The sequence below is a fragment of the Paraburkholderia sp. Cy-641 genome (assembly GCF_011752945.1).
GTDB lineage: Bacteria > Pseudomonadota > Gammaproteobacteria > Burkholderiales > Burkholderiaceae > Paraburkholderia.
The window spans coordinates 152,492-176,883 of the sequence record NZ_VWWM01000003.1; the positions used below are offsets into that span (position 1 = coordinate 152,492).

Genomic DNA, 24,392 nt, shown 5'->3' on the forward strand with positions numbered 1-24,392 from the left:
CTGCAACGAGACGCCGCGAGATCACGCCGATGCCATGCGTAAAGCGACGGGCACCAAACCCTCCGCCTCTTCCTCCCGCACTCAGGGCGCCGCGGCAATCACCTCGGCCACCGCGGCCGTAAGCTTCTTGCCGTACGGCACGTGCAGGAACTCGTTCGGCCCATGCGCGTTCGACTTCGGCCCGAGCACACCGCACACCATGAACTGCGATTTCGGGAAGCCCTCCTGCAACACGTTCATGAGCGGAATCGTGCCGCCCAGCCCCATATAGGCCGCATCCGCGCCAAAATGCGTGCGCGAGGCGTCGTTGAGCGCGGTGGCAAGCCACGGCGCGACATCGGGCGCGCTCCAACCGTTCGCCGAGCCCGCGTCGGGCTTGAACGTGACCTTGGCGTTGTACGGTGGATCGAGTTCGAGCAGCGCCTTCAGTTCGGCGACGGCCTTCTCCGCCTCGACGAGCGGCGGCAGACGCAGCGACAGCTTGAACGCCGTACGCGGACGCAGCACATTGCCGGCATCCGCGAGTGCGGGCAAGCCGGCCGCGCCCGTCACCGACAGCGACGGCCGCCACGTCGAATTGAGCAGCGCCTCCTGCGGATCGCTGGTGGTGGGCAGCACCTGGCGGCCATCCTGCCCGCAGGCCCACGGCATCTTCTTCCAGACGTCGTCGCCGAGAATGCGCGCGGTCGCTTCCGCTTCGCGCAGGCGGTCCGCCGGGATCGGGCAATGGAAGCCCCTGGGCAGCAGCGTGCCGTTCGCCGAGTCTTCCAGCCGGTCGAACAGCTGACGCATGATGCGGAAGCTCGACGGCACGATGCCGCCATAGACGCCCGAATGAATGCCCTCGTCGAGCACCTGCACTTCGAGATCGCCGCCGACGAGGCCGCGCAGCGACGTGGTAAGCCACAACTGGTCGTAATTGCCCGCGCCCGAGTCGAGGCACACGACGAGGCCGACATTGCCGAGCCGCTCGCGCAGCGCGTCGACGTACGGCAGCAGATCGTAGCTGCCCGACTCCTCGCAGGTTTCGATCAGACCCACGCAGCGCGGACGCTCGACGCCCTGCGCGTCGAGCGCGGCGAGTGCCGTGAGGCTCGCGTAGATCGCATAGCCGTCGTCGGCGCCGCCGCGGCCGTAGAGCTTGCCGTCCTCGAACTTCGGCGTCCACGGGCCGAGGTCGTTGCGCCAGCCGTCGAATTCGGGCTGCTTGTCGAGGTGGCCGTACAGCACGATGGTTTCGTCGCTGCCCGAGCGCGTCGCGGCCGTTTCGAAGAAGATCACCGGCGTGCGCCCCGGCAAGCGGATCACCTCAAGCGTCAGACCGCGCACCGGCTGCTGCTCGGCCCATTGCGCCGCGTCCGTAATCACGCGTTCGAGATAGCCGTGCCTCGCCCAGTCGGGATCGAAGGCCGGGCTCTTGGCCGGCACCGCGATGTAGTCCGTCAGCGCGGGGACGATCTCGTCGTTCCATTTGCGCTCGACGAATTCGCGTAGTGTGTCCGGGTCGAGGCGTTGCACCTGCTGGGTATCGTCGGGGGTCATGATGGCGTCCGTGGGGGCGGGTCAGTCGAAACGATCATGATAGTCCCGATGCGCGCCGGGCTGAACCCCTCGACATGCCTTGATGCGCACTCGTGCAGCGGCGCTGCGCAAGTACGCCGTTCGCGCGACAATCGCTGCATGCATCACGCATCGGGAGATATTTATGAGCGGTAACGTGGCCGTGCAGGCCATCGCTGCGGTGGCGGCGCTGGCGCTGTACTTTCTGCCGGCGATTCTCGCGGACCGGCGCAAGCGCCGCGACGTGCTGACGCTCGCGCTCTTCAATGCCTGCCTCGGCTGGACCGTGCTCGGCTGGCTGCTCGCGCTCTATTGGGCATTGCAGCCGAACCCGCCGGAGACGCTGGCGGGCGACGTCGTCAAGACGCGCAAGCTCCTGAGCATGCGGGCGTTTTCATCGGCGCTGATGGCGCGCGTGCAACGGCGCACGGCCGCGCGCAACCGGCCGGAGCGGTGACTCGCCGCGAGGTGTGGGTCGAACGATGCGATTCGATGAATGTGCTTCGATGATTGCGTGCTTCGCGCAGCGGGCGCACGTTGCACGCGCAACCGGACTCACGCGGCGCGCCCCATGCGATTCCATTGCACGGAGCCGGCCGGAATCGAACGGGGCTCGGCCCGCACCCTGTCCGGCTCGAACATCTCGTGGCGCAGTTCGCCGTGTTCGTCGAACCATTCGCAGATCAGCCAGTTGCCGGGATTGAGCGCGACCGGCCCCACGTAGGTCACGGTCATGCGCGGGCCCCCTTCCTTCAGCGTGACCACGTCGCCTGCGTTGAACGAGGCGGCGGACGGTGTCTGCAATGCGTCAATGGTCGCGGTCAGCATATTGAATCCCCATGTTGAGCGTTATTAAGTCATTGCGCCAGGCCAATGCGCCGCTTTATCGATCCTGACTGCGACTTTGACTGCTGAAGGAGCGCTCTAAAACTTGAGAGAGATTAACAATTGAATTTAAACGCGGCAAGCGATTTTTTATTGATACCGCTTTCATTACGGCTGAATTCGAAGCCGCCGGGTTTAGTTCCCATCCAACAGGGGAAATTCCCGAATCCCATGCCAGCAACCGCTTTGTGCGCTACCGCACAAGCGCAACACTTACTTGCACGGGGCTTCCCCGTCCGGTAGAAAATGCGGCTCGGATTCGTCATATTAGAAGCGTGACGCAATGCCGCATAGGGTTTATTCCTGTTTGATGCAAATCAAAACGGCTTGTGAATTACAGACTCACTGATAAACCCTTGAAACTTTCATGCAGTCTTTCTTTAAAACGACAAAATTTTTACGATAAGCCGGTCATTGAAAACGATCGTGGTACGGCATTTTTCAAACTGCCTGCGCGAAGCACGCAAAAACGCGCTGCGGATTGCTGCAATGCCGAATGCGGGGAAAGGCCAGTCTGCCACGTCGACGGCGCAACATCCGATGTAAGCCCGGCCTTCCCGCTCACGGCCTTCCGCCGCACGAGGCAGACGATCGACGGCAACGGCGAGCCATGTCCGCCCCCGCGCAACGCGCAAAAAAAGCCGGCGACGGTCTCGCACCATCGCCGGCTTCCGTTTATTTCCGTTTATCTTTGCTGCCGCGCGGATGAACCCCCAGCCTCAGGTTTCGAGCTTCGCATCCATCGTGATCGTCGCGTTGAGCACCTTCGACACCGGGCAACCCGCCTTCGCGTCGGCCGTCGCCTTGTCGAACGCGGCCTTGTCGCCGCCCGGAATCTTCACCGTCACGTCGAGATGCACGGCGCTGATCGCAAAGCCGCCGCCGTCCTTGTCGAGCGTGACGGTGGCCGTGGTGCCGATCCGCTCGGGCGTGATGCCGGCCTTGCCCAGTTCCGCCGACAACGCCATCGAGAAGCACCCCGCATGCGCCGCCGCAATCAGTTCTTCGGGGTTCGTGCCGATACCGTCCGCGAAGCGCGTCGAAAACGAGTACTGGGTGTCCTTGAGGACGCCGCTGTCGGTAGAAATCGAGCCTTTGCCGTGCTGCAGATCGCCTTGCCAGATTGCCGATGCCTTGCGCTTCATCACCGCTCTCCTGTGGTGCCCTGCCGCGTGCCGTGCGACCGAAAACGATGCCTGCCGCGCGGCGGTCCCGCCCGGATGTGTCCGCGCGCCGGCATCGGTCGCTGCTGCCGCGCGGCTGTAGGGCGCGGGCGTGGACCGGCTTTCATCATAGGCGCTTCCGTGTGCCGCCGTCGTGACGGCGCGCTGGCGATCGGACCGGACTCCGATGCCCGAGGTCAAGAAAAGCGCTTTTTGGACTATATCAATAGCAGTAACAATCTTTCCTCGGAAATCGTCTTTTTTACGGACTCGGTAAGAAATAGACTCGCTTCAACCGATCGGGCAACACCATTCAAACCGATCCACTCAACAATCGAAACCGGAGATCATCATGAAATCGCTTCTTTCCGCAGTCGTCGTTGCATCGGCTCTTATCGTTCCGGCCGTGTCGTTCGCACAGCAGTCAAACGCTCCGGTCACGCGCGCTCAGGTGCGCGCCGAACTGGTGGCGGCGCAAAAAGCCGGTCTCCTGTATCAGAGCGACGCCGAATATCCGAAGGCCATGCCGCAAGGCTCGACAGGCGTGGTTGCCGCGGCGCAAGGCGCGCAGGACGTCGGCGGCGTGAAGGCCAGTTCGTCGGACGCGGGCACGCCGTCGTCGGTGCAGCAACAGCTCTTCTCGACGTATCGCGGTCATTAAGTGCGTCGTTGTAGCCGCGCACTTGCGCGGCTTCGCTGTGGTAGTCAAAGCGGCTGAAGCCCAGTTGATGCCGCCGTAAGAAACAAAAGCCCCGCTTGTGGCGTTCGCAAGCGGGGCTTTTTTATTGCGCTGTTATCGCGGCGTTTGCATTGCGTCTTTCTATGTGGTCAAACAACATACGTTGTCATAAAAGACAAAATAGAACCGGATGAATCATAACGGTGCCATTTGATCCGTCCGCGTCGATTTCGCGGGAACGCACGACGAACGTTGCCGGCGCGACAAACCCGCTCACGACACGTAGGCGCCCTTCGCATGCAACGACTGCTCGGCAAGCGCGAGCTGTTCGACCGCGCCCGCGCCTTCGAGCGCGAGCAGATGCGCGACGAGCGCTTCGGCAAGCGCGGTGGCGGCCACCAGCGACGGAAAGAACGACGGGCTCTCGTGCGAGAAGATCAGCACCTTGTCGGCATTCAGCGCGATCGGCGACACGGCGCTGTCGGTGATCGCGATCAGCTTGCCGCCTTTTTCGAGCACGGCTTCGGCAACACGCGCGGACTCGACCGAATACGGCGCGAAGCTGACGACGACGGTCGCGCTGTCGCGCCTGATCGCGCGCAACTGCATGTCGAGCGTGCCGGCCTCGCCGTTCAGCAACGACACCGACGGACGGAACAGCCGGTAGCCGTACACGAGCCCGAACGCGACCGGGTAACACGAGCGGAAGCCCGCCACCTGCACATGCGGCGCGCGCCGCAACAGCCGCGCGGCCTCGACGATCGCGCGGCCGTTATGCGCGGCGGTCGCTGCGAGATTGTGCTGTTGCGCGGCGAGCAGATCGTTCGCGAGCGCATCTTTGGATTTGACGAGCGAACGCGCGCGGCTCGTCAACGGCTCGGGCCGCGTGCGCACGCGCGCGACGAACAGGTTGCGCAATTCGTTCCAGCCGGGAAAGCCGAGTTGCTGCGACAACCGCACGAGCGATGCCGGCTGCACCTGCGCGCGCTCGGCGACTTTGCGCATCGACGACACCGCGACCTCGTCGGGATGATCGAGCAGAAAAGCAGCCCCTAGCTGGAACTGCGGGCTCAGGTCGGAGAAGCGCGCCCGGATCAGGGCAGCAAGCTGATCGAAGCTGTCAGGCATAGCGAGGCCGGGCGGCGCCGGAGGTAAGGATGACAACAAATGTTACCACCGGGTGGGGCAGCTTCAACGGGGATAGATCGACCTGCACGCGCCCGCCCTCGCCTCATCCGCCGCGCCTTGTCCTGCGTGCAAACAGCACGCCGGCCCCCACCGCGACCAGCAGAACCAGCAGGAGGCCAGCGCTCATGCCGGTCGTACGGCGAGCGTCGCTCGCGGCGGAAGCCGCGGACGCAACCGCAACCGCGGGCGCGGTGGCATCCGACGCCTCGACCGGTTGCGGAAGCGCGATGCCCGCGGCGCTGCCCTGATGCACCAGCGACGCCTCCGAGGTCGGCGAGGCTGGCGACGACGTTTCGGATTGCGACGCCGGCGCAGGAGGCGCCTCCGGATTCGGCCCGACCGGAGCCGCTGCCGTATCCGAAGCCATCTCTATCGGCGCCGCCGCCTGCGCAACGGCTTCGAGAGACCTTGCCATCGTCTTCCACTGAGCGAATACGCCATCGACACAGTGAACGTCGACACATGCGTTGCGCGCTTGCCGCCATTGCACCAGTTGCGCGGCCACGAGTCTTCCGTCACGCAGCAGCGCCTGTTGCTGCGCGAAGATATCGTCGTATTCGTTGTTCAGGATCGCGTGATCGCATATGACGCGCTCAGCGGCTTGCTGCGTCGTCGCGCACTGGATGTCGCTCGCCCAGGCCGCGCTCGAGCCCAACGCCGCCGCCGACAGCAGCACTATTCCAAGTCGTCGTGCCGGATGCACCCGCCCTCCCGGAATGTGAGTGAATGGGCTATCGGGTAGCATCGCGCGTGCCCGCCCCGGCCCATGTCCCGACGCGTCACATCCGGCTGACAGCGGGACGCCCGCCTCGGCGCATGACGCAGCGACAAAGCAACGTAACGGCAGAGCGACAACGGAACAACGGCGCGCAACAACGGCGGCACGGCGTTAAAGCAGCGCCACCACCCGCACATCGCCCTGCTCCGCCGACGCCACCACCTTCTCGCCGATCCGGCGGAACGTGATCGACACCGACGCATCGCCCACCCGCAGATCGCCGACTTCGAGCCAGTCGATACCCTCGGGCAGCATCGGCTGTTCGATCAGCACCTCACGCCGCTCGGCGTCGATCGTGATGCCAAGACAGGCCTCGAGCATCATGAACGGCGAACCGGCCGCCCACGCCTGCGGCAGACACGCGACCGGATACGCGGTCGGCGGCTCGCCACGCCGGCGCGGAAAGCCGCAAAACAGCTCGGGCAGACGCATGTCGAAATTGACCGCGGCCTCGAACAGCGCCTGCAGCAACCGCACCGCCGACGCCTTGCCGCCGTAGCGCGACAGCCCGCGCGCGCAGAGCGCGTTGTCGTGCGGCCAAACCGAGCCGTTGTGATACGCCATCGGATTGAAGCGCGCCTGGCTCGCGGCGAGCGTGCGTACGCCCCAGCCAGTATGGAACAGCGCCGAGTCGAGCGCGCGCACGACCGCTTCGCCGCGCTCGCGCGAAGGCAGCCCGAACGCCAGCAGGTGTCCCGCATTCGACGCCATCACGCGGCACAGTTCGCCGTGACCGTCGAGCGCGATGCCGTAGAAGCCGGCCTCGTCCATCCAGTACTTTTCTTCCACGCAGCGGCGGATTTTCTGCGCGCGCCCGGCATATTGCCCGGCCTCCTCGTGCAGATCGCGCAGCTTCGCGAAACGGGCCATCGTGTCGAACGCGGCGCTCGCATAGGCCTGCACTTCGACCAGCGCGATCGGGCCATCGGGGAAACGGCCGTCGGCATGGAACACTGAATCGTGGCTGTCTTTCCAGCCCTGATTGGCGAGCCCGCCGTCCGATTCGCGCTGATAGTCGAGCAGCCCATGGCGGTTCTTGTCGCACACGCCCGCGACCCACTGCGCCGCGCGTTCGAGCGCCGGCCACAGTTCGTCGATCAGCGCGAGGTCGCCGGTGCGCTCGGCATAGGCGCCGGCCAGCACGATGAAGAGCGGCGTGGTGTCGACGCCGCCGTAGTACAGCGCGAACGGCACTTCGCCGGCCGCGGCCATTTCGCCCTTGCGCATCTCGTGCATGATCTTGCCGGGCGCGGCATCGCGGAACGGCGAGTTCTCGCGCGCCTGATGATCGGCGAGAAAGCGCAGCACGCCCGCGGCGAGGTGCGGTTGCAGCCACAGCGTCTGCAGCGACGTGATAACGGCGTCGCGGCCGAACGGGGTCGAAAACCACGGAATGCCCGCATACGGATACGGACCGGTCGCGAGATCGGTGGTCAGCAGGCTCAGGTCGGCGAACGAGCGGTCGATCCACGCATTGAACAGCGGGTTGCCCGAGCGCACGCGCGCACTCGCGCGGCGGCGTTCGCGCATCACGAGGTGCGCGTCGACGAGCGCCGCGCGCACCGCCGTGCGGCCGACGCGTGGGCGCTCCGCATCGACCTGCGACAGATGCGCCTCGCTTACCGCATGCACGGACTGCGCGATGTCGGCGCCGGGCTTGTTCGTCATCGGCACGAGGTGCACCGCGACCGACAGATAGATCGACACGCACGCCTGCGCGGGCAGCTTGATCGTGTAGTCGGCGCGGTCGGCGAACAGCTTGTCGGGCTGCGGCGAGAACGCGATCTGCACGTTGCGCGCGACGTCGTCGAGGCCGAGGTAGCCGAGCAGCACCTCCTGGTTTTCGATGCGCGCCGGTTCGATACGCCCCTGCTTGTCGCGCTTGAGACCGCGCACTTCGAACATGTCGCGGAAGTCGCTCGAAAACGAAATGGACAGCGGCACGACCGCGTCGCTCGTGCCGTAGTTCGTGAGTTCGATCGCTTCGTTGAGCACGGTGCCCGACAGCACGCGCACGCGCTCGACGTGGATCACGCCCTCGGGCGTGCTGTTGCCGCCAAGCGGCGGCAGCGGACGGTTGGTCAGATGCGCGGTGAACGAGGTGTTGTCGCTGCTCACGCTGCCCGACAGCAGCGACGGCGCGCGGCCACCGAAAGTCAGGCGCAGTTGCGACAGCATGCGAGTGTCGTTGACGAACAGGCCGTCTTCGTGGCCCGTGATGTCGCCGAGGGGATCGTTGACGATGAAGGTGTCGCCCGACTTCAGCACGTGCTGCGTGGCGCTCGCGACGTTGAGGTTTTCCGTCGGAATGAAGATGCCGTCCTGCTCGGGTTCGCGGTGATCGACGCCGCCCGAGTGGGTCAGCCCGCCGAGGGCTTCTGGCTGCTGTATCAAGGTCGCTCCTGTGGATTCGCTGCTGCGTTCAGTATCACTTCCGGATGATGCCCAAGGCGGGTCGCCATCTTGCCCGGTCGCTTCCGATTGTAGAGTGTCCGTGCGCGTGAGACGAACTTATCACAGAGGAGTTTCGATTTTTTTGTGCGGTTTTTTGCGGAATGTGTTTATAGATGTTTCCAGTGGCACAGGACCTGCAGGTTGGCGCGACACTTCCGCGCCCCGCCGGACTCAAGGGCCGACGGAGCGCTAATGCATTGACACGCGCATCGGCGCCGGTTTAGCGCTGTGCTAGCGGCTTCGCTTCACGCAGCGTCTCGCCGATGAAGAGCTGGCGCGGACGACCGATCTTCTGCTCCGGATCGGCGATCATTTCGTTCCACTGCGCAATCCAGCCGACCGTACGCGCCATCGCGAAGATGCACGTGAACATCGAGGTCGGGATGCCCAGCGCGCGCTGCACGATGCCCGAGTAGAAGTCGACGTTCGGGTACAGCTTGCGCGACACGAAGTATTCGTCTTCAAGCGCGATCTTTTCGAGTGCCATGGCGAGCTTGAACAGCGGATCGTCGTACAGACCCAGTTCTTCGAGCACTTCGTGGCAGGTTTCGCGCATCAGCTTCGCGCGCGGGTCGTAGTTCTTGTAGACGCGGTGACCGAAGCCCATCAGCTTCACGCCCGAGTTCTTGTCCTTGACCTGCTTGATGAACTCGGGGATGTTGTCGACCGAGCCGATTTCTTCGAGCATGTTCAGCGCGGCTTCGTTCGCACCGCCGTGCGCCGGGCCCCACAGGCACGCGATGCCGGCTGCGATACAGGCGAACGGATTGGCGCCCGACGAACCGGCGAGACGCACGGTCGAGGTCGAGGCGTTCTGCTCGTGGTCTGCGTGCAGGATCAGGATGCGGTCGAGCGCGCGCACCAGCACGTCGTTGACCTTGTATTCCTCGGCGGGATTCGCGAACATCATGCGCATGAAGTTCGCGCTGTACGACAGGTCGTTCTTCGGATAAACGAACGGCTGGCCGACGGTGTACTTGTACGCCATGGCGACGAGCGTCGGCAGCTTCGCGATCATGCGGATCGCGGACACTTCGCGATGCTCCGGGTTCGAGATGTCGAGCGAGTCGTGATAGAACGCCGACAGCGCGCCGACTGCGGCAACCAGAATCGCCATCGGGTGCGCGTCGCGGCGGAAGCCGCGGAAGAAGAAATGCATCTGCTCGTGCACCATCGTGTGCTGCGTGACGGTGTTGACGAATTCGGCCTTTTGCTGCGCGTTCGGCAGTTCGCCCTTCAGCAGCAGGTAGCAGCTTTCGAGGAAGTCGGCATTCTGCGCGAGGTTGTCGATCGGATAGCCGCGATACAGCAACTCGCCCTTGTCGCCGTCGATATACGTGATTTCGGAATTGCACGACGCCGTGGACATGAAGCCCGGGTCATAGGTGAACTTGCCGGTCTGTCCGTACAGTTTGCGAATGTCGATGACGTCCGGGCCCAGCGTGCCCTGATAGATCGGTAGATCGATGGTCTGATCGCTGTCGGAGAAGCTCAGCGTTGCGTGTGTCTTCGAATTCATCTGGATCTTCCTTTTGCTTTGATACCGAACACGTGCCGGCATGCATGAGGGTCGGACAGGCAAGCGCGACATCGGCGCGCTCGGAGAAATACGGGCATGCTCAGGCTCGCCCCGCATTCTACGGGCCGAGGCCGCATTGATTGCGACGATTGACTGCAACAATCCATCTCGATGCACGCAACATTCGTTGCCGGCGCACGTCTGTTCGTCGTCCGCGAACGCACGCCTCGCGGTTCTATCGGTCTCCTTCACGCGCCCCGGCGCATTGCCAGCTAAATGAAAGTCAGCGTCATCGTTGCAACAATGTTTTGCGGCGCGCGCACTGCGCCGGCCCGCATCCATCTGCGATACTCGGTCCATGCTTTGACGTTACGGCCCGCTATCCGATGCGGGCTTTTTGAACAGATAGAAAAACAGGAAGGACACGATGAACGCATCGCTCGAAACGCTGTTCCCGGACCACATCCATACCGAAGACAGCACCGTTACCGCGCTCAATCACCAGGACATCGTCGTCGCGTTGTCGGCGGCGCTGAAGACGCAGGACGTCGCCGTACTGCACATGCTCTATCCGCGCACCGACGCGCGCACGCATCGCAGTCTCGATACGCTCGTGGACGTATTGCACGGCCACGGGCTGCATGAAGTCGCTGACCTCATCGCACAGGAAGCGCACTATCTGCTGTTCAAGGACCCGGCCAAAGCATGGAAGGTGTTCCATGAAATTCGCAACGACTCGCTCGCGATCGGCGTGCATCTCTACTATCACGGGCTCGTCGGCGAAGCAGCCGAACGCGCGCTCGACAAGGATGCGCATCGCAAGGCATAAAGACGTCATGCGTCTCGCGGGCAATCGGTGAAGCGCACGCCCACCGATTGCCCGTGATGTTCTCACTGCAACCGCATCTTCAACGCACGCTCATCGCCTCGACGAACTCGTCGACATAGCGATTGAACGCCGACGGGTGCGCGAGATTCATGCCGTGCGACGCGCCGCGCACCGTCTCGCGGCGCGCATCGGGCAACCATCCCTGCAATGCAGTCACGGTGCGCCGGAACATGTCGGGGCTCTTCTCGCCATCGATCAACAGCACCGGGCAACGCACCTCAGCCGCTTCCTCGGGCACGTACGTAGGCAGCGGATCACGGAATTGCCGCGCGAGCGTGTGCGCATTGTCGGTCGCCATGCGGCGAAAGCCCGGCGTGCTCATGGCCCAGAAACCAGGGCGGCTCACCGAATCGACGAACAGCTGCAGGCCCGCTTCCACCTCGCCCGTTTCGATCAACTGCGCCGCTTTCGCGCGCAACGCGTTGACCGTTTCCGGCAGACGCGCGGGCGGACGGCCGGCAATCTGCAATGGCCCGCCCGGATCGGCAAGTGTCAGCGTGCGCACGTGCTCGGGATGACGCCGCGCGAAATGGAACGCCACACAGCCGCCACGCGAATGCCCGACCACGTGCGCCGGTCCCGCGCCGAAACGCTCGATGAATTCCGCGACTTCGTCCGCGTGTCCGCTCCAGCTGAACGGCAGGTCCTGGCCGCTGTCGGTCACCGGCCAGTAATGCGTGAGGCTCACCGCGACACAGCGATAGCGCTTCGACAGACCGGCAAGCTGCGGCTGCCAGTAGCGGTAATCGCATAGCGAGCCGTGCACGAACAGCAGCAATTCACCCTCGCCGGCTTCGACATAGGGCATGCGCAAACCGTTCTGCAATTCGATAAAGGATGACGAGGGCGAAGACGAAGATGAGGCGGACGAAGCGGAAGAAGTGGAAACGGATTGATTCACGAGTGGTTCACGGGCGGCGTGGCGCTACGCGGATTCGGCGGCCCCAGCAAAAAAGCGTTGAAAAAAGAAGCGCATTGGCATCCCTGAAAGGGGGACGTGGGACGTATTGTCACATAAGCGCTGTCGAACGCTTCAATCAGCCCGCATGGGCTGGCTCATGGGCCGGCTCATCGGCCTGTTCGCCGGCACGTCATTGCGTCATTGCGCAAGGATGCGAACGCACTCGCAGACACCCACGCACAAGCCCCCTACCGCTCACTCGAACCCGGCTTCGTCAAGCAGGCCCGTCGCGGCGGCCGCCGCTGCGCCGCGCACCGCGCAGGTCAGCGGTTCGTCGGCGACATACACGTCCAGCCCGATTTCATCGGTGAGGCGTTGTCCGAGGTTGCCGAGCAGCGCGCCGCCACCGGTCAGCACGATGCCGTTGTGCGCGATATCGGTGACCAGTTCGGCCGGCGCCAGTTCAAGCGCGCGTTTCACCGCGCCGATCACCTGACGCAGCGGCCCCTCGATCGCCTCGGCGACATCGCGGTTGCTCAGTTGTACCGTGCGCGGCAAGCCGTCGTCGACGCTGCGGCCGGTCGCGCTCATCTGTTCGAGCGGCACGTCGTGCACGGCCGAGCCGATGCTCTTCTTCACGTGCTCGGCCGTCTGCTCGCCGAGCAGCACGCCGTAGAGATTGCGCACGTAGCTTACGATGGCCGCGTCGAAATTGTCGCCGCCGACGCGCACCGAGCCGCTATACGCGGCGCCGCCGAGCGCGATCACGCCGACTTCGGTCGTGCCGCCGCCGATGTCGACGACCATCGAGCCGATCGCCTCGCTCACCGGCAAGCCCGCGCCGAGCGCCGACGCGAGCGATTCGCCGATCAGGCTGACCTTCCACGCGCCGGCCGCCTCGGCGGCCTCGCGGATCGCGCGCCGCTCGACCTGGGTCGCCCCTTCGGGCACGCACACCGTGAACGCGGCGCGCCGGCTGAACAGCGAGCGCGGACGCGCCATGTCGACGAATTGCCGGATCATCTGTTCGGCGGCCGAGAAATTGGCGATTACGCCGTGGCGCATCGGCCGCACCGCTTCGAGATTGAGCGGTGCGCGGCCGAGCAGCTGACGCGCCTCGGTGCCGACCGCTGCGATGCGCTTCGGTCCGGTCGCCGGCTCTTTCTCGAAGCAGACCACGGACGGCTGGTTCACCACGATGCCGCCGTCGTCGGTATAGATGAGCGTATTGGCTGTGCCGAGGTCTACCGCCACGGAGTGACGGAACAGTCGCTCGAAAAGCGGGTAATGCGGCGTCGATGTGGCCATAGGCAGGCTCTGATATGTCGTGATCCACCGTCTCAGGCGGGTCTGGAATGCGCCCCCGGTGCTCCGAACCGCGCGCCACGCCCGGCTGGGCGTTGCGCTTGCGCGCGGTGAAGATGATTCTCGATCCATTAAGCCTGTAACGGCAAGCGGATCGAAACCTTTAGAGACACTTTCGATCAGCGCTGTGTCAATTGCGCGACACAGCATCGAGCGCGCGCTGCAGCGCCGCGCCGCCGAGCGCGACGCCTTCGCCGGTGATCGTGTGGCCGACGCCGGGCAGCGCATAGGCATCGACCGGATAACCAGCCGCGCTGAACGCGGCGGCGGCGTGCTCGAGTTCGCGCACCGGGATCACGTTGTCGTCCTCGCCGTGGATCAGCGTGAGCGGCGTGGCGCGCTGGGTGTCGTTATGCGCGGTGATAGCAGAGGCGAGCCGCCCCGAATAGGCGACGACCGCCGCGGCGCCCTGCGGATTTTCCGCGACATGATGCAGCGCCATGATGGAGCCTTGCGAAAAACCGACGAGCGCGAGTTTTTCGAAAGACAGCTGGCAGCGCGCGAGTTCGGCGTCGAACACGCGCCGCAGCGCCGGATACGCGGCGACGACGCGCGCCGCGCGGTTCGCCTCGCTGACGTCGCGCAGGCTGAACCACTGACGGCCGCCGAAGCCACCGTCGAACGGCTCGGTGCCGTCGAGCGACACGAACGCCGCCTTGGGCAGGCTCTCGCTCCAGATATCGGCAAGCGGCATCAGGTCGCGCGCATTGCTGCCGACACCGTGCATCAGCACGACGAGACTCGTTGCGGGCGCATTCACCGGCGCGCGCCGCCAGCCGTGTTCGAATTGTTCCCAGTTCATGGGGGTTTCCTTTCTAGCGTTGGATTCGTGGTAGGTTGCGCGGCCCTGCTGCTGAACGCGAAGACGACGCGTGGGGCCTCAGGCGCGAGCATACGCTGCGAGGTGGGTTTGTGCTGGGAAGGCGGAATTTTCGTGTTCGGGGCGGAGTGAGACTCACATGGCTGGATTCGACACGATGGCGACCTTGCCGCCATGACCAGCGGTGTCGCCCAATCGAATCAAACCCATGCCGTTGCCCTGAGTCAGTTTGCTGGGTCGTTTTTCTTCGCGGGGACGATTTCAGGTGTGCGCGGCAACGGTGGCGCACCGGGCAGGTCAAAGCGGGCTTCCCATCGACGGGTGCCGTCGGGGTCGGCATGCTCGATGCCCGGCACGTTGGTGTGCAGCGAGGGAGGCGCGGGATTGCGCAGCACGCGTAGCGCGCGATTGACGAACACGTAGGGTTCGGGAAGTCCCTCTTCAGGCGCGCCGAGGCGGGGGAAGTCGCCCGCGCGGATCAGCAGGCAGTGGCCGATCCTCTCGATGCCAATGTCAGGCCGTGCCAGTTCGGCTCGCACGACCGCTTCCCCGCCGAGCCGGTCGACAAACAGGTCGCCAATGAGGGTGTACCAGTTCACGCCCTTGATGAACCCGTAATGCCCGACTTTGGCGCCGGGACGAAGATCTTCATAAATCGCCGTCATGTGGTCGGTCGATTGACCCTCGTACGACATGGTGTCGTATTCCTGCTTTTGTAGAAAGGCATAGCTGTCGATTTCCAGCCCGCTGAACCGCTGCGCGAGCGCCCACTCCTGCGGCATGTACTCGTGGAAACTGTACGGCAGGATGGACGACAGACCGCCGTAGCCGCCCCGCACCGGAAGCTGTTCGCAGACAAAGCGCAGGAACGCTTCGTAGCTCCGGACACCTTCGGGCGTGTTCACGAAATCCATCTGCATCCAGAATTTCAGGTAGGACAAGCCACAGTCCTGCCCTTTCTTCACGGAAAATCCTGACGGATCGGTATAGTCTTCGGCTACCGCCACATCGGTCAGCGTCTCGATCTGATAGGCCGCAGTGCTATCCTCATCGATCGCGCTGGAGCGTACGACTTCCAGCTTGACCTCTGGCGGGACTTCCAGAATTGCCCGGCGGATCGCCTCGACCCCGCGTGGCGTCTTCCGGCTGAAGCGGCCGTCATCGCCATTCCTGCCGCCTTTCAGGTAGTGACCAAACAGTTGTTCGAAACGGTCGAAGCAGGCGAGCAGTCCGCGGCGTACATCGGGCTTCGAACCGCGCTCGAAGAACACCGTGCCGATGACGCCCGGGAAGATCACCAGCCCGCCCCGGTTGTCGTGCTGACATAGTTCCTCGCCATAGCGGCTGAAGGCTTCCGCCGGTGTCAGCACCGGCTTTTTACGGGAAGAATTCATCATGTGATCCGTTTGCAGTAAAAGAAAAATTGGGTGGACTGGTCAGTGCCGCCATCAGCGCCGCGTCGCCCGCTGTCGCGGTGATCGCCACCAGCGCGGCCAGCGCGCCGACCAGAGCCTGCGTCAGCACGACGGGAACGAGAACCCCATCGATGACGAGGACAACCACGGCCATCCCCCCGGACATGGTGATGCACACCTGTCCCCAGTCGATCTGCCGCAGTTGCTGGACGGTCAGGTCGGTCTGCTGTCTGATCTGCTGCCATGCGGCCTTGAGTTCAGCAGCGGTGTAGCGCTGCACGGCGTGGTTTGTGTCGTCGAGGTAGTGCCATTCATGGTCATGGCCAGCGGCACTCGCTTCCGTTATCCACCGGCCCTGCTCGAACAGCCACTGCGCGCTCTGACGCAGCCAGACCTGGGTGTCGGCAGAAAGCTCGCGGACCCCTTGTGCGGCCGTATCCCACAGCGCCGCCACACCGTTCGCGGCCGAACCGGCTGCGCCCTCCAGCGCGCTCCACGGCTCGAACCATGCGGCCTGTGGGACGGGGATCTTCGAGCGGAGCCGGGCGCGCAGCAGCAGCCTGCCGGCGACCTTGCCGAGGAATCCGGCGGCAATGGCCGCCTCGACCAGCTCTTTCGCATGCTCCTCACCGCCCGAGACCTTCAGCACAGTCATGTGGTGGTTATCGCCGGCTATCCCTACATAGTCTTCTTCCTGTCCCTTTCCCCAGGTGTCTCCCGGAAACTTGACCTCGACGAGCCTCAGCAGGTTCGGCCACTGCGCCATGCCGTCGTGATCGACTGCTCCGCGCCCTGGCCACCGGTTGCCCTCGTTCTCGACGATCACCACATCCGGGCGGCGGACTTCGCCCGCAAGGCTGCCGGGCAGAGGAAACGGGTTCTGGCTGTGGCGGCGCCCGGGGGTGTCGCCGTCGGTCTTGCTCAGAAAAGGAATTGGCGCTTTTGCACGTCTGCTTGTTTGCCAAGGCCGCATATCAAACGACACTTCAGCCTTATACCGCCAGCAGAACTCATGCTTCCTCTCATCCGCGCGAATCGCCGCGCTCATTGCAATCTGCTTGAGCAGGCTCGTTCCCACGAGGCCATCCGGTCTCTGCACCCGCAGTACCTCGGGCCACCACATCGCCGAGCGGATTTTTTCTTCGAGGTAACCCATCGCCTGATGCGGAAGACGGACGTATTTGGGTATGTCCTCCCGAATGGTCACTGTCGTGTCAAAGGGAATCATCTGTGCTGTCATAACCCCATGCTCTCCTTTCCGTCCGCGTTATTCGGCGATGTAGCCGGCAAAAAACTCCATCCGTACACCTGACGTTTTCCTGGTGTACCTTCGGCCATGACACCACCGGTTCCCCTGCTATTCAGCGCGTGGTCTTCGCGCCGCTCCCACGGCGGCAACCCCGAGCGGCGCACCCGGGGCCGGATAGGCCAGGCTTGCGGATGCATGGCGTGTGATCGTTCCCAACTTCTCACGGAAAAGCAATGACACGATTCTGCAAACCGGCCCAAGCTCTCTGCCGTGCAAACCGGGTCGGCGCTCCCTGAAACCCGTCAAAGACGCCATCCTGTTTGACTTTTCGCCGCATGACCTGCGCAGCACATCCATGCCCGCGACAACGATCCTTCGATGGCCGGGATTGTGAGAAATCCTGAAATTTCTGGAGAAAGGCATTCCCGACAGTGAATCGCTCCGTCGCCCCGAGGCAACGACACTCGCCACCATGGGCCGGTCTCGCCGGTCAGCACTGCACCGCCCGCCTCGCCGACGCCTCAACCCGAATACAGGTATGCTCCGACGAGTACCCGACGGACCCGCCGCCCACTCTCGCGCGGCACATCATCGGCGCAACGCGCAGACGCGGTCCGTCCGCCTCACTGGCCGCACCGTATCCGGAGAAACCGCTTGACCCAGCCCAACGACGCGCCCGCTTCCGCGCCGCCTCCACCGCCTCCCGCACCGCCGCCGCCCCTCGAAGGCGGCAAACTCGTGCTGGCGACCTTCGCGGTCGCCCTCGCCACGTTCATGAACGTGCTCGACACCTCGATCGCGAACGTCGCGATCCCGACGATTTCAGGCAATCTCGGCGTCTCGGTCGACGAAGGCACGTGGGTCATCACCGTATTCGCGGCCGCCAATGCCGTGTCGATTCCGCTGACCGGCTGGCTCACGCAGCGCATCGGCCAGGTCAAGCTGTTCGTCGGCGCGATCCTCGCGTTCACGCTCGCCTCGTGGCTGTGCGGCATCGCGCCGACACTGCCGGTCCTGCTGATCGCGCGGATTTTCCAGGGCGCGGTGGCCGGTCCGCTGATTCCGCTCTCGCAGGCGATCCTGCTCGGCTCGTATCCGAAGGAGAAAGCCTCGACCGCGCTCGCGCTGTGGGCGATGACCGCGACCGTCGGCCCGATCGCGGGCCCGGCGCTCGGCGGCTGGATCACGGATAGCTACAGCTGGTCGTGGATCTTCTACATCAACATTCCGGTCGGCCTGTTCGCGGGCGGCGTCACGTGGATGATCTACCGCACCCGCGAATCGCCCACGCGCAAGCCGCCGATCGACGTGATCGGCCTCGGCCTCCTGATTACGTGGGTCGCGTCGCTGCAGATCATGCTCGACAAGGGCAAGGACCTCGACTGGTTCTCGTCGCCGGTGATCGCGACGCTCGGCCTCGTCGCGCTGATCAGCTTCGCGTTTTTCCTTGTGTGGGAGTTGACCGAGGAGAACCCGATCGTCGATCTGCGGCTGTTCCGGCAGCGCAATTTTCTCGGCGGCACGATCGCGATTTCAGTCGCGTACGGCGTGTTCTTCGGCAATCTCGTGCTGCTGCCGCAATGGATGCAGGAGTATCTGAACTACCGCTCGGTCGACGCCGGCCTCGTCACCGCGCCGCTCGGCGTGTTCGCGGTGATTCTCGCGCCGGTCATGGGCCGCGTGCTGCCGCGCTCGGACGCGCGCGTGATCTCGACGCTCGCGTTCGTCGGCTTCGCAATCGTGTTCTACATGCGCTCGAAATACGTGATCGAAATCGACACGTGGCATCTCGTGCTGCCGACGCTGCTGCAAGGCATTCCGATGGCGATGTTCTTCGTGCCGCTCACGGCGATCATCCTGTCGGGCCAGCCGCCGAGCCGGATTCCGGCGGCGGCGGGTCTGTCGAATTTCGTGCGCGTGTTTTGCGGCGCGGTGGGCACGTCGCTCGCGGGCACGGCCTGGAACAACCGCACGGTGCTCCATCATGTGCGGCTCACGGAGCAGGCGTCGATCGGCAACCCCGTGTTCGCGCAGCAGATCGACACGACGCAAGCGCTGCTGCATCTGAACGCGCAGTCGGCGAATGCGCTGTTCGATTTCACGGTCAACACGCAGGCGGCGATGATGGGCCTGAACGACATCTTCCTTATCTCGGCGATTATTTTCGTGCTGATCATTCCACTGATCTGGATCACGCGGCCGGTGAAAGGCGGCGGCGGGCCGGGTGCGGCGGGAGCGCATTGAGTCGAGGGAGCGGCGGGAATGGTGCGCGGGGGGGTGAGCGATGCGAGGCGACTCGTTGCCCGGCACTCGGCACTCGGCACTCGGCACTCGGCACTCGGCACTCGGCACTCGGCACTCGGCACTCGGCACTCGGCACTCAGCACTCAGCACTCAGCACTCAGCACTCAGCACTCAGCACTCAGCACTCAGCACTCAGCACTCAGCACTCAGCACCAGACAGCAAACTCGACAACGCAGCGGCAGCAACGCCGCATCAACGAAAATACCGCGCCGGCGTATCGCCGAACGCCTCGCGAAACACGGCAATAAACGACGACACATCGCTATAGCCGACTGCGAGCGCCACCTGCGTGACGCTTTCGCCGGCGCCGAGATGTTCGAGCGCGGCCAGCAGGCGCAGTTGCTGGCGCCATTGCCCGAAGGTCTGCCCCGTTTCCTTCGCGAACAGACGCGCGGCCGTGCGGGCCGTCACGCCCGCAGCCGCGGCGAGTTCCTCAAGTATCAGCGATTGCGCCGGATCGGCGCTGAGCGCATCGGCGATCCGCTGCGCGCGCGGATCGCGCGGCCAGGTCAAACCAAGCGGCGCCGCGGGCAAGACCGCGAGGCGGTCCAGCAGCACGTGCAGAAGGCGGCGCGCGGGTTCGTCGAGTGGCACATCGTGCGGCAAACCGGCCGCGACGGCGAGCAGCGCCTGCACGAGCGCATCCGGAACGAGCGCGCCGGTTTGCGCGGGCCATGGCGTAGAGGTCGGCTGCGAAGCGGGCGATGAAATGGAGAAACGCGCGGATAAAGACGCAGATAAAGACGCGGATGCGAACCCGAACTGCGGCGCATCCTTGCTAGCGGAAAACGCCGTGCGGTCCGCCGCGCAATCCGGCGCGACATAAAGCACATGCAGTTCCACAGGACGCGCCGCGCGCAGGCAATGCCGCGTGTCCGCGGCAATCCACAGCGCGCGGCCGGGCGGCACGACCCAACGGCCGGCTTCGGTGCGCACCGTCAGCACACCGTCGTTCACGTGAATCAGCGTGGCGCGCCGATGCGCGCGCCAAGGTTCGTCCAGCATCTCGTGGCGCTCGCCGACCACGAAGACCGCTTGCCCGATGCCGTCCGGATCGAAGGCTTCCATCATGCTATCTGCTCTGCCGTATGACTTCTGCAAAGTGAGCAAGATTAGCATGCGCGCGAGACCGGCCCGCCAGGCTGTGGCGGCGGGCCGCCGAAAAACTCAATGCCCCGACTCCGGCTCGATGCCGCAGGCGACGATCATGCGGGAAACCATGTTGTACGCGGCAGCCGTCGCAATCGCCTCGACGATCGCCTGATCGCTACCCAGCGCCGCTCGCGCCTGTGCCAGCGTGTCGGGCCTGACCTTGACGTCACGCGTCATTTCAAGCGTCAACCGGATCGCCGCGCGTTCGCTTGCGCTGAAAAGATGCTCGTCGGCCACCGCGGCCTCGACGTTGCGCAACGCATCCGCCTGCTGCTGCGTTCCGCCCGCCTTCAGCAATTCCGGCGCGTGGTGATAAAACTCGTACTCCGCGTCGTTCAGTGAAGCGACGCAGCAAATAATGATTTCACGCAACCTGGCATCGATGGACAGCCGTTGCCGCACGGCACCGAGGTAGGTGTTCCATCCCTGCGCGAGGTTCGGACTATGCAGCAGAATGCGGTCGAGATGCGACAGCGTTCCGCCGCGGCGTGCGCGAACCGCGTCGACGATCTCCCTGGGTTCGGCGAGATCGATCGGTACATACGTAATGTTAGCCATACTGAACTCCGGTAGAGGTGGGGAAAAGCCGCTATCGACCACCGATGTCATGCGCTGTCATGCTCCGACGACATCGGCTTGCGGCTTGCTTTCGGCTCATATTCTGGTTGACGGCAGCCCGGCGCGAGCCTCGTCAGAAGTTGACGTTCTGCGCGCCTTTCAGGCCGAGCATCGCTCGCGCCTCGGCAGGCGTGGCGACCTCGAGCGACAAGCCTTCGAGTATCTGCCGGATCTTGCGGACCTGGGCGGCATTGGTTTGCGCCAGTTCGCCAGGCGCGATCCAGAGCGAGTCTTCCAGTCCCACCCGTACGTTGCCGCCCTGCGCCGCGCCCATCGAAGCAAGCGGCATCTGATGGCGTCCCGCGCCCAGAACCGACCATACGAAGTCGGTGCCGAACAGCCGGTCCGCGGTCCGCTTCATATGCGCCAGGTCCTCGGGGTGCGGCCCGATCCCGCCGAGCAGGCCGAAGACCGTTTGCACGAAGAATGGCGGCGTCGCCAGTTTGCGGTCGACGAAATGCGCAAGGTTGTACAGGTGCGACGTGTCGTAGCACTCGAATTCGAAGCGCGTGCCGTTATCGCCGCATGTCTTGAGAATGAACTCGATATCGGCAAACGTGTTCTTGAACACCAGGTCACGGCTGCGCTCCAGATGCTCGCGCTCCCACCCGTGGGCAAATTCCTTGAAACGATCCAGCATCGGATAGAGCCCGAAGTTCATCGAGCCCATATTGAGCGAGGCGAGTTCGGGCCGATAGTGCGTGGCCGGACGCAGGCGCTCTTCGACCGTCATATGCGGACTGCCGCCCGTGGTCAGGTTGATGACGGCATCGGTCGCGCTCTTGATGCGCGGTAGAAACTCGGCGAAAGCGGCCGGGTCCTGCGTCGGACGGCCGTCATGCGGGTCGCGCGCGTGAAGATGAATGACCGCCGCGCCGGCTTCGGCGGCGCCGATCGACGCCTGCGCGACCTCGTCGGGCGTGACCGGCAGATGCGGCGACATCGTGGGCGTATGAATCGCGCCAGTCACGGCGCAGGTAATGATGACCTTGCGTGATGAACCCATGTGACCTCCAGGGGATAAGCGGACGCATCATGCGCGATACGCCCGTCAGTGTTATTGACCGCGGCTGTAGGAGTGACTGTCCGTGAGCGCGCCGCCACGCACGCCCGAATCGAGTTCCTCGAGCCGCTTGCCGCGCGTCTCGATCCGGATGGCCCACACCGCGAACGCGAGCAGCAACTGCGCGGCGACCACCGAACCGACCACCATCAGCACCCCGCCCGTCGTGAACAGCCACAGGATGAAGAACTGGCATCCCGCGCTGGCCAGCCGTCCCGCCGTCATGCAAACGCCGGTGCCGCGCAGGCGATAGGACGTCGAGAACAGTTCCGGCACGTAAGCCCCTTGCCCGACCGCCACCAGCACGTAGATGGAGCAGACGAGCAGAAAGCCGACGCCCATCAGCGCATACGCCGAGTCGACCTGCTGATAGATCAGGCCGCACACCGCGGTCACGAGACACGACGTAATGATCGCGGGACGACGGCCCACCCGGTCCGACACCGCGACGCCGAGCAGCGAGCCCACCGGGCCGCCCAGCGTGATGACCGTGGTCCACGTCAGCGACTTGACGATGTCGAAGCCCTGCTGAATGAAGAACGTCGGCAGCCAGTTGATCAGGCCGTAGATGCTGAAGCCGATGCACACGAGGATCGGCGGCGCGAACAATACGCCGATGGAGACCTGCGGTGCCGGCGCGGGCAGTTCGCGCGCATAGGCAGGCAGTTCGCCGCCGCGCGCCACGCGGCGCTCGATCCGCTGCAGCACCGCCTCGGCATCGTCGATCCGGCCCTGGGTTTCGAGCCAGCGCGGCGATTCGGGAATCGAGCGGCGCATGATCCACAGCACCACGGCCAGAACGCCCGCGATCACGAATACGTAGCGCCAGCCGAAATGCGGAATGACCCAGAGATTCACCAGCGAGCCGACAAAGACCGCCGAGTTGCCGAACACCGACAGAAAGGCCAGCATGCGGCCGCGATAGCCCGGCGGCACGAATTCCCCGAGCATCCCGTACGAGATGACCGCCTCGGCGCCGATGCCGAGCCCCATGATGAAACGGATCGCGCTGAGCCAGTACATGTTCGGCGCGACCGCCGCCGCAAACGACGCGATACCGAAGACGACGAGATTGATCTGATAGGCGACGCGCCGCCCGTAGCGGTCGCCGATGATCCCCGCCAGCAGCGCGCCGACGGTCAGGCCGGCGAACGTCAGCGTGCCGAACAGCGCATTGAGCTGCAGCGTCGACCATCCCTGCTTGAGCAGCACGCCGACAATGGCGCCGCCGGTGTACAGATCGAAAAACTCGAGGAACAGGCCGAAGCCGATGATGCACAGAAGACGCCAGTGAAAACCGCTCAAAGGCAGGCGGTCAAGCCGGTTAGCCGCGTACGCGGTGGGTTGCATGTCTGTCTCCGATCGTGATTGGCATGTGTCAGCGATTCTTGTCGTGTCGCTGTAGGGGCATTGCGTGTGCGGTGCGTGTGTGTTGCTTCTGCTCGTGGCTAACGCATGGTCGAGGCCGAGCCCCCGTCGACCAGAATTTCTGTCGCCGTGATATAGCGCGCCTCGTCGGACGCCAGAAATGCCGTCGCGTTGGCGACATCCCAGGCGTCCCCTTCCTGAGCCAGCGGAACCTGCGCGTTGCGGCGCTTGAGATAGGCTTCGTAATCGCCGCCGCCGAACTGGTCGGCGAGGCGCTGGACCAGCGGCGTGGTAATCAGCCCCGGAATGACGCAGTTCAGGCGCACATTGTTTTCGCCGTGCATCAAGGCGGCCATCCGCGTGAACTGGATCAGCGCCGCCTTGCTCGACGAGTAGGCGATCTGCGGCTTGCCGCTGTAGCGCAACGCCGAGAGCGACGAAACGTTGACGACGTTGCCGCTGCGTTGCCGGTCCATCACGGGCAGGACCGCCTTGCACATCAGGAAGACGCTCTTCAGATTGATGTCGAATTGCCGGTCCCACAGCTCTTCGCTCATATCGACCACGTTGCCCGGCGCGGACACGCCGACGTTGTTCACGAGCACGTCGATGCGGCCGTAGGCGTCGAGCGTCTGACGCACGACCTGGTCGATGCTGCGCGGGTCCGTCACGTCGCATAGCATGGCCTTCAGCTTGCCGCCCTCGCCTTCGATAACGGCGCGCGTGTCGGCCAGCGCCTCTTCGTTCACATCGAGCCCCACCACCTGGGCACCTTGGCGCGCCAGCACCGCGGCAATCGCCTTACCCGTTCCCCAGCCCGGCAACGAGGAACCGCAGCCGCTCACGATCGCCACCTTGTTCTCGAATCTCAGCACGCTTCTTCTCCATTCTTCATGGTCATCCGCCATATCGTGGACATCGCGTGCAGCACCTCTGCCGTCCAACTTATATGGATAACTAACTTAAATTCCTGCTTCCCGATGCCGGCATCGACCCCGATCGCTCCCGGGGCCCCGAGTCG

General features: G+C 64.4%; 22 protein-coding genes. 5 read left to right on the forward strand and 17 right to left on the reverse strand.

What is annotated here, in order from left to right; genetic code table 11:
- Positions 1-81: 81 nt before the first annotated feature.
- A complete protein-coding gene (locus F3J20_RS02940; protein WP_167281811.1) occupies positions 82-1,542 on the reverse strand; it encodes a M20 family metallopeptidase in 1,461 nt (486 codons plus the stop codon).
- Between the two features lie 163 nt (positions 1,543-1,705).
- Here F3J20_RS02940 and F3J20_RS02945 point away from each other — a divergent pair, with 163 nt between their 5' ends.
- On the forward strand, positions 1,706-2,017 hold the full coding sequence (locus F3J20_RS02945; protein WP_167041642.1) for a superinfection immunity protein: 312 nt from the start codon (positions 1,706-1,708) through the stop codon (positions 2,015-2,017).
- 98 nt (positions 2,018-2,115) lie between these two features.
- Here F3J20_RS02945 and F3J20_RS02950 read toward each other — a convergent pair whose 3' ends face one another.
- Positions 2,116-2,388 carry a YodC family protein gene (locus F3J20_RS02950; protein WP_167041637.1) on the reverse strand — a complete coding sequence of 91 codons (273 nt, stop codon included), beginning with the start codon at positions 2,386-2,388 and terminating at the stop codon, positions 2,116-2,118.
- Positions 2,389-2,859: 471 nt separating this feature from the next.
- Between F3J20_RS02950 and F3J20_RS32365 the strand changes: the two genes are divergently transcribed.
- Complete coding sequence (locus F3J20_RS32365) at positions 2,860-2,991, forward strand: hypothetical protein (protein WP_275691438.1); 132 nt, start codon at positions 2,860-2,862, stop codon at positions 2,989-2,991.
- Positions 2,992-3,164: 173 nt separating this feature from the next.
- Here the strand turns inward: F3J20_RS32365 and F3J20_RS02955 are convergent, their stop codons facing one another.
- Positions 3,165-3,590: an OsmC family protein gene (locus tag F3J20_RS02955; RefSeq protein WP_167041635.1), complete on the reverse strand. Its 426-nt coding sequence runs from the start codon at positions 3,588-3,590 to the stop codon at positions 3,165-3,167.
- Positions 3,591-3,960: 370 nt separating this feature from the next.
- Between F3J20_RS02955 and F3J20_RS02960 the strand changes: the two genes are divergently transcribed.
- Positions 3,961-4,269, forward strand: coding sequence for a DUF4148 domain-containing protein (locus F3J20_RS02960; protein WP_167041632.1), 309 nt, complete (start codon positions 3,961-3,963; stop codon positions 4,267-4,269).
- Between the two features lie 291 nt (positions 4,270-4,560).
- On the opposite strand, the gene F3J20_RS02965 is transcribed toward F3J20_RS02960, so the two are convergent.
- From F3J20_RS02965 to gltA, 4 genes are all read right to left on the reverse strand, one after another.
- Positions 4,561-5,415: a MurR/RpiR family transcriptional regulator gene (locus F3J20_RS02965; RefSeq protein WP_167281813.1), complete on the reverse strand. Its 855-nt coding sequence runs from the start codon at positions 5,413-5,415 to the stop codon at positions 4,561-4,563.
- Positions 5,416-5,518: 103 nt separating this feature from the next.
- Positions 5,519-6,151, reverse strand: a complete 633-nt coding sequence (locus tag F3J20_RS02970; protein ID WP_345889834.1) for a hypothetical protein — start codon at positions 6,149-6,151, stop codon at positions 5,519-5,521.
- 213 nt (positions 6,152-6,364) lie between these two features.
- A complete protein-coding gene (locus F3J20_RS02975; protein WP_167281854.1) occupies positions 6,365-8,644 on the reverse strand; it encodes an amylo-alpha-1,6-glucosidase in 2,280 nt (759 codons plus the stop codon).
- A gap of 283 nt (positions 8,645-8,927) precedes the next feature.
- Entirely contained in the window at positions 8,928-10,226 is a 1,299-nt protein-coding gene (gene gltA / locus F3J20_RS02980; RefSeq protein ID WP_167281816.1) for a citrate synthase, read from the reverse strand.
- Positions 10,227-10,653: 427 nt separating this feature from the next.
- Between gltA and F3J20_RS02985 the strand changes: the two genes are divergently transcribed.
- Positions 10,654-11,055 (forward strand): hypothetical protein, encoded by a 402-nt coding sequence (locus tag F3J20_RS02985; RefSeq protein WP_167041620.1) that lies wholly within the window; start codon positions 10,654-10,656, stop codon positions 11,053-11,055.
- A 79-nt stretch (positions 11,056-11,134) separates the two neighbouring features.
- Here F3J20_RS02985 and F3J20_RS02990 read toward each other — a convergent pair whose 3' ends face one another.
- The 5 genes from F3J20_RS02990 to F3J20_RS03010 all read right to left on the reverse strand — a co-directional run bounded on the left by F3J20_RS02990 (position 11,135) and on the right by F3J20_RS03010 (position 16,856).
- Positions 11,135-11,923, reverse strand: a complete 789-nt coding sequence (locus F3J20_RS02990; RefSeq protein WP_167281856.1) for an alpha/beta hydrolase — start codon at positions 11,921-11,923, stop codon at positions 11,135-11,137.
- 348 nt (positions 11,924-12,271) lie between these two features.
- The gene (locus tag F3J20_RS02995; protein WP_167041617.1) at positions 12,272-13,324 is read right to left on the reverse strand and encodes a rod shape-determining protein; all 1,053 of its coding nucleotides are present in this window, start codon (positions 13,322-13,324) and stop codon (positions 12,272-12,274) included.
- A 187-nt stretch (positions 13,325-13,511) separates the two neighbouring features.
- Positions 13,512-14,183 (reverse strand): dienelactone hydrolase family protein, encoded by a 672-nt coding sequence (locus F3J20_RS03000; RefSeq protein WP_167281818.1) that lies wholly within the window; start codon positions 14,181-14,183, stop codon positions 13,512-13,514.
- A gap of 242 nt (positions 14,184-14,425) precedes the next feature.
- Complete coding sequence (locus tag F3J20_RS03005) at positions 14,426-15,598, reverse strand: type VI immunity family protein (RefSeq protein ID WP_240162684.1); 1,173 nt, start codon at positions 15,596-15,598, stop codon at positions 14,426-14,428.
- Positions 15,579-16,856, reverse strand: a complete 1,278-nt coding sequence (locus F3J20_RS03010; RefSeq protein ID WP_167281820.1) for a VRR-NUC domain-containing protein — start codon at positions 16,854-16,856, stop codon at positions 15,579-15,581. Before F3J20_RS03010 ends, F3J20_RS03005 begins: the two co-directional genes overlap by 20 nt.
- A 663-nt stretch (positions 16,857-17,519) precedes the next feature.
- Here F3J20_RS03010 and F3J20_RS03015 point away from each other — a divergent pair.
- Positions 17,520-19,109 (forward strand): DHA2 family efflux MFS transporter permease subunit, encoded by a 1,590-nt coding sequence (locus F3J20_RS03015; RefSeq protein ID WP_167041608.1) that lies wholly within the window; start codon positions 17,520-17,522, stop codon positions 19,107-19,109.
- A 253-nt stretch (positions 19,110-19,362) separates the two neighbouring features.
- Here F3J20_RS03015 and F3J20_RS03020 read toward each other — a convergent pair whose 3' ends face one another.
- The 5 genes from F3J20_RS03020 to F3J20_RS03040 form a co-directional block, all read right to left on the reverse strand.
- Positions 19,363-20,241 carry a helix-turn-helix transcriptional regulator gene (locus tag F3J20_RS03020; protein ID WP_167281822.1) on the reverse strand — a complete coding sequence of 293 codons (879 nt, stop codon included), beginning with the start codon at positions 20,239-20,241 and terminating at the stop codon, positions 19,363-19,365.
- Positions 20,242-20,337: 96 nt separating this feature from the next.
- Positions 20,338-20,880 (reverse strand): carboxymuconolactone decarboxylase family protein, encoded by a 543-nt coding sequence (locus F3J20_RS03025; protein WP_167041602.1) that lies wholly within the window; start codon positions 20,878-20,880, stop codon positions 20,338-20,340.
- A 133-nt stretch (positions 20,881-21,013) separates the two neighbouring features.
- On the reverse strand, positions 21,014-21,946 hold the full coding sequence (locus F3J20_RS03030) for a 3-keto-5-aminohexanoate cleavage protein (RefSeq protein WP_167281824.1): 933 nt from the start codon (positions 21,944-21,946) through the stop codon (positions 21,014-21,016).
- Between the two features lie 51 nt (positions 21,947-21,997).
- A complete protein-coding gene (locus F3J20_RS03035; protein WP_167281825.1) occupies positions 21,998-23,353 on the reverse strand; it encodes an MFS transporter in 1,356 nt (451 codons plus the stop codon).
- A 98-nt stretch (positions 23,354-23,451) separates the two neighbouring features.
- Positions 23,452-24,246, reverse strand: a complete 795-nt coding sequence (locus F3J20_RS03040; protein ID WP_345889835.1) for an SDR family NAD(P)-dependent oxidoreductase — start codon at positions 24,244-24,246, stop codon at positions 23,452-23,454.
- Positions 24,247-24,392 lie beyond the last annotated feature (146 nt).

Excerpts from the sequence above, each read along its gene's own strand:
- F3J20_RS02940 (WP_167281811.1), bottom strand. The coding sequence starts at position 1,542 with ATGACCCCCGACGATACCCAGCAGGTGCAACGCCTCGACCCGGACACA.
- F3J20_RS02945 (WP_167041642.1), top strand. The coding sequence starts at position 1,706 with ATGAGCGGTAACGTGGCCGTGCAGGCCATCGCTGCGGTGGCGGCGCTG.
- F3J20_RS02950 (WP_167041637.1), bottom strand. The coding sequence starts at position 2,388 with ATGCTGACCGCGACCATTGACGCATTGCAGACACCGTCCGCCGCCTCG.
- F3J20_RS02955 (WP_167041635.1), bottom strand. The coding sequence starts at position 3,590 with ATGAAGCGCAAGGCATCGGCAATCTGGCAAGGCGATCTGCAGCACGGC.
- F3J20_RS02960 (WP_167041632.1), top strand. The coding sequence starts at position 3,961 with ATGAAATCGCTTCTTTCCGCAGTCGTCGTTGCATCGGCTCTTATCGTT.
- F3J20_RS02965 (WP_167281813.1), bottom strand. The coding sequence starts at position 5,415 with ATGCCTGACAGCTTCGATCAGCTTGCTGCCCTGATCCGGGCGCGCTTC.
- gltA (WP_167281816.1), bottom strand. The coding sequence starts at position 10,226 with ATGAATTCGAAGACACACGCAACGCTGAGCTTCTCCGACAGCGATCAG.
- F3J20_RS02985 (WP_167041620.1), top strand. The coding sequence starts at position 10,654 with ATGAACGCATCGCTCGAAACGCTGTTCCCGGACCACATCCATACCGAA.
- F3J20_RS02990 (WP_167281856.1), bottom strand. The coding sequence starts at position 11,923 with ATGCCCTATGTCGAAGCCGGCGAGGGTGAATTGCTGCTGTTCGTGCAC.
- F3J20_RS02995 (WP_167041617.1), bottom strand. The coding sequence starts at position 13,324 with ATGGCCACATCGACGCCGCATTACCCGCTTTTCGAGCGACTGTTCCGT.
- F3J20_RS03000 (WP_167281818.1), bottom strand. The coding sequence starts at position 14,183 with ATGAACTGGGAACAATTCGAACACGGCTGGCGGCGCGCGCCGGTGAAT.
- F3J20_RS03005 (WP_240162684.1), bottom strand. The coding sequence starts at position 15,598 with ATGATGAATTCTTCCCGTAAAAAGCCGGTGCTGACACCGGCGGAAGCC.
- F3J20_RS03010 (WP_167281820.1), bottom strand. The coding sequence starts at position 16,856 with ATGACAGCACAGATGATTCCCTTTGACACGACAGTGACCATTCGGGAG.
- F3J20_RS03020 (WP_167281822.1), bottom strand. The coding sequence starts at position 20,241 with ATGATGGAAGCCTTCGATCCGGACGGCATCGGGCAAGCGGTCTTCGTG.
- F3J20_RS03025 (WP_167041602.1), bottom strand. The coding sequence starts at position 20,880 with ATGGCTAACATTACGTATGTACCGATCGATCTCGCCGAACCCAGGGAG.
- F3J20_RS03030 (WP_167281824.1), bottom strand. The coding sequence starts at position 21,946 with ATGGGTTCATCACGCAAGGTCATCATTACCTGCGCCGTGACTGGCGCG.
- F3J20_RS03035 (WP_167281825.1), bottom strand. The coding sequence starts at position 23,353 with ATGCAACCCACCGCGTACGCGGCTAACCGGCTTGACCGCCTGCCTTTG.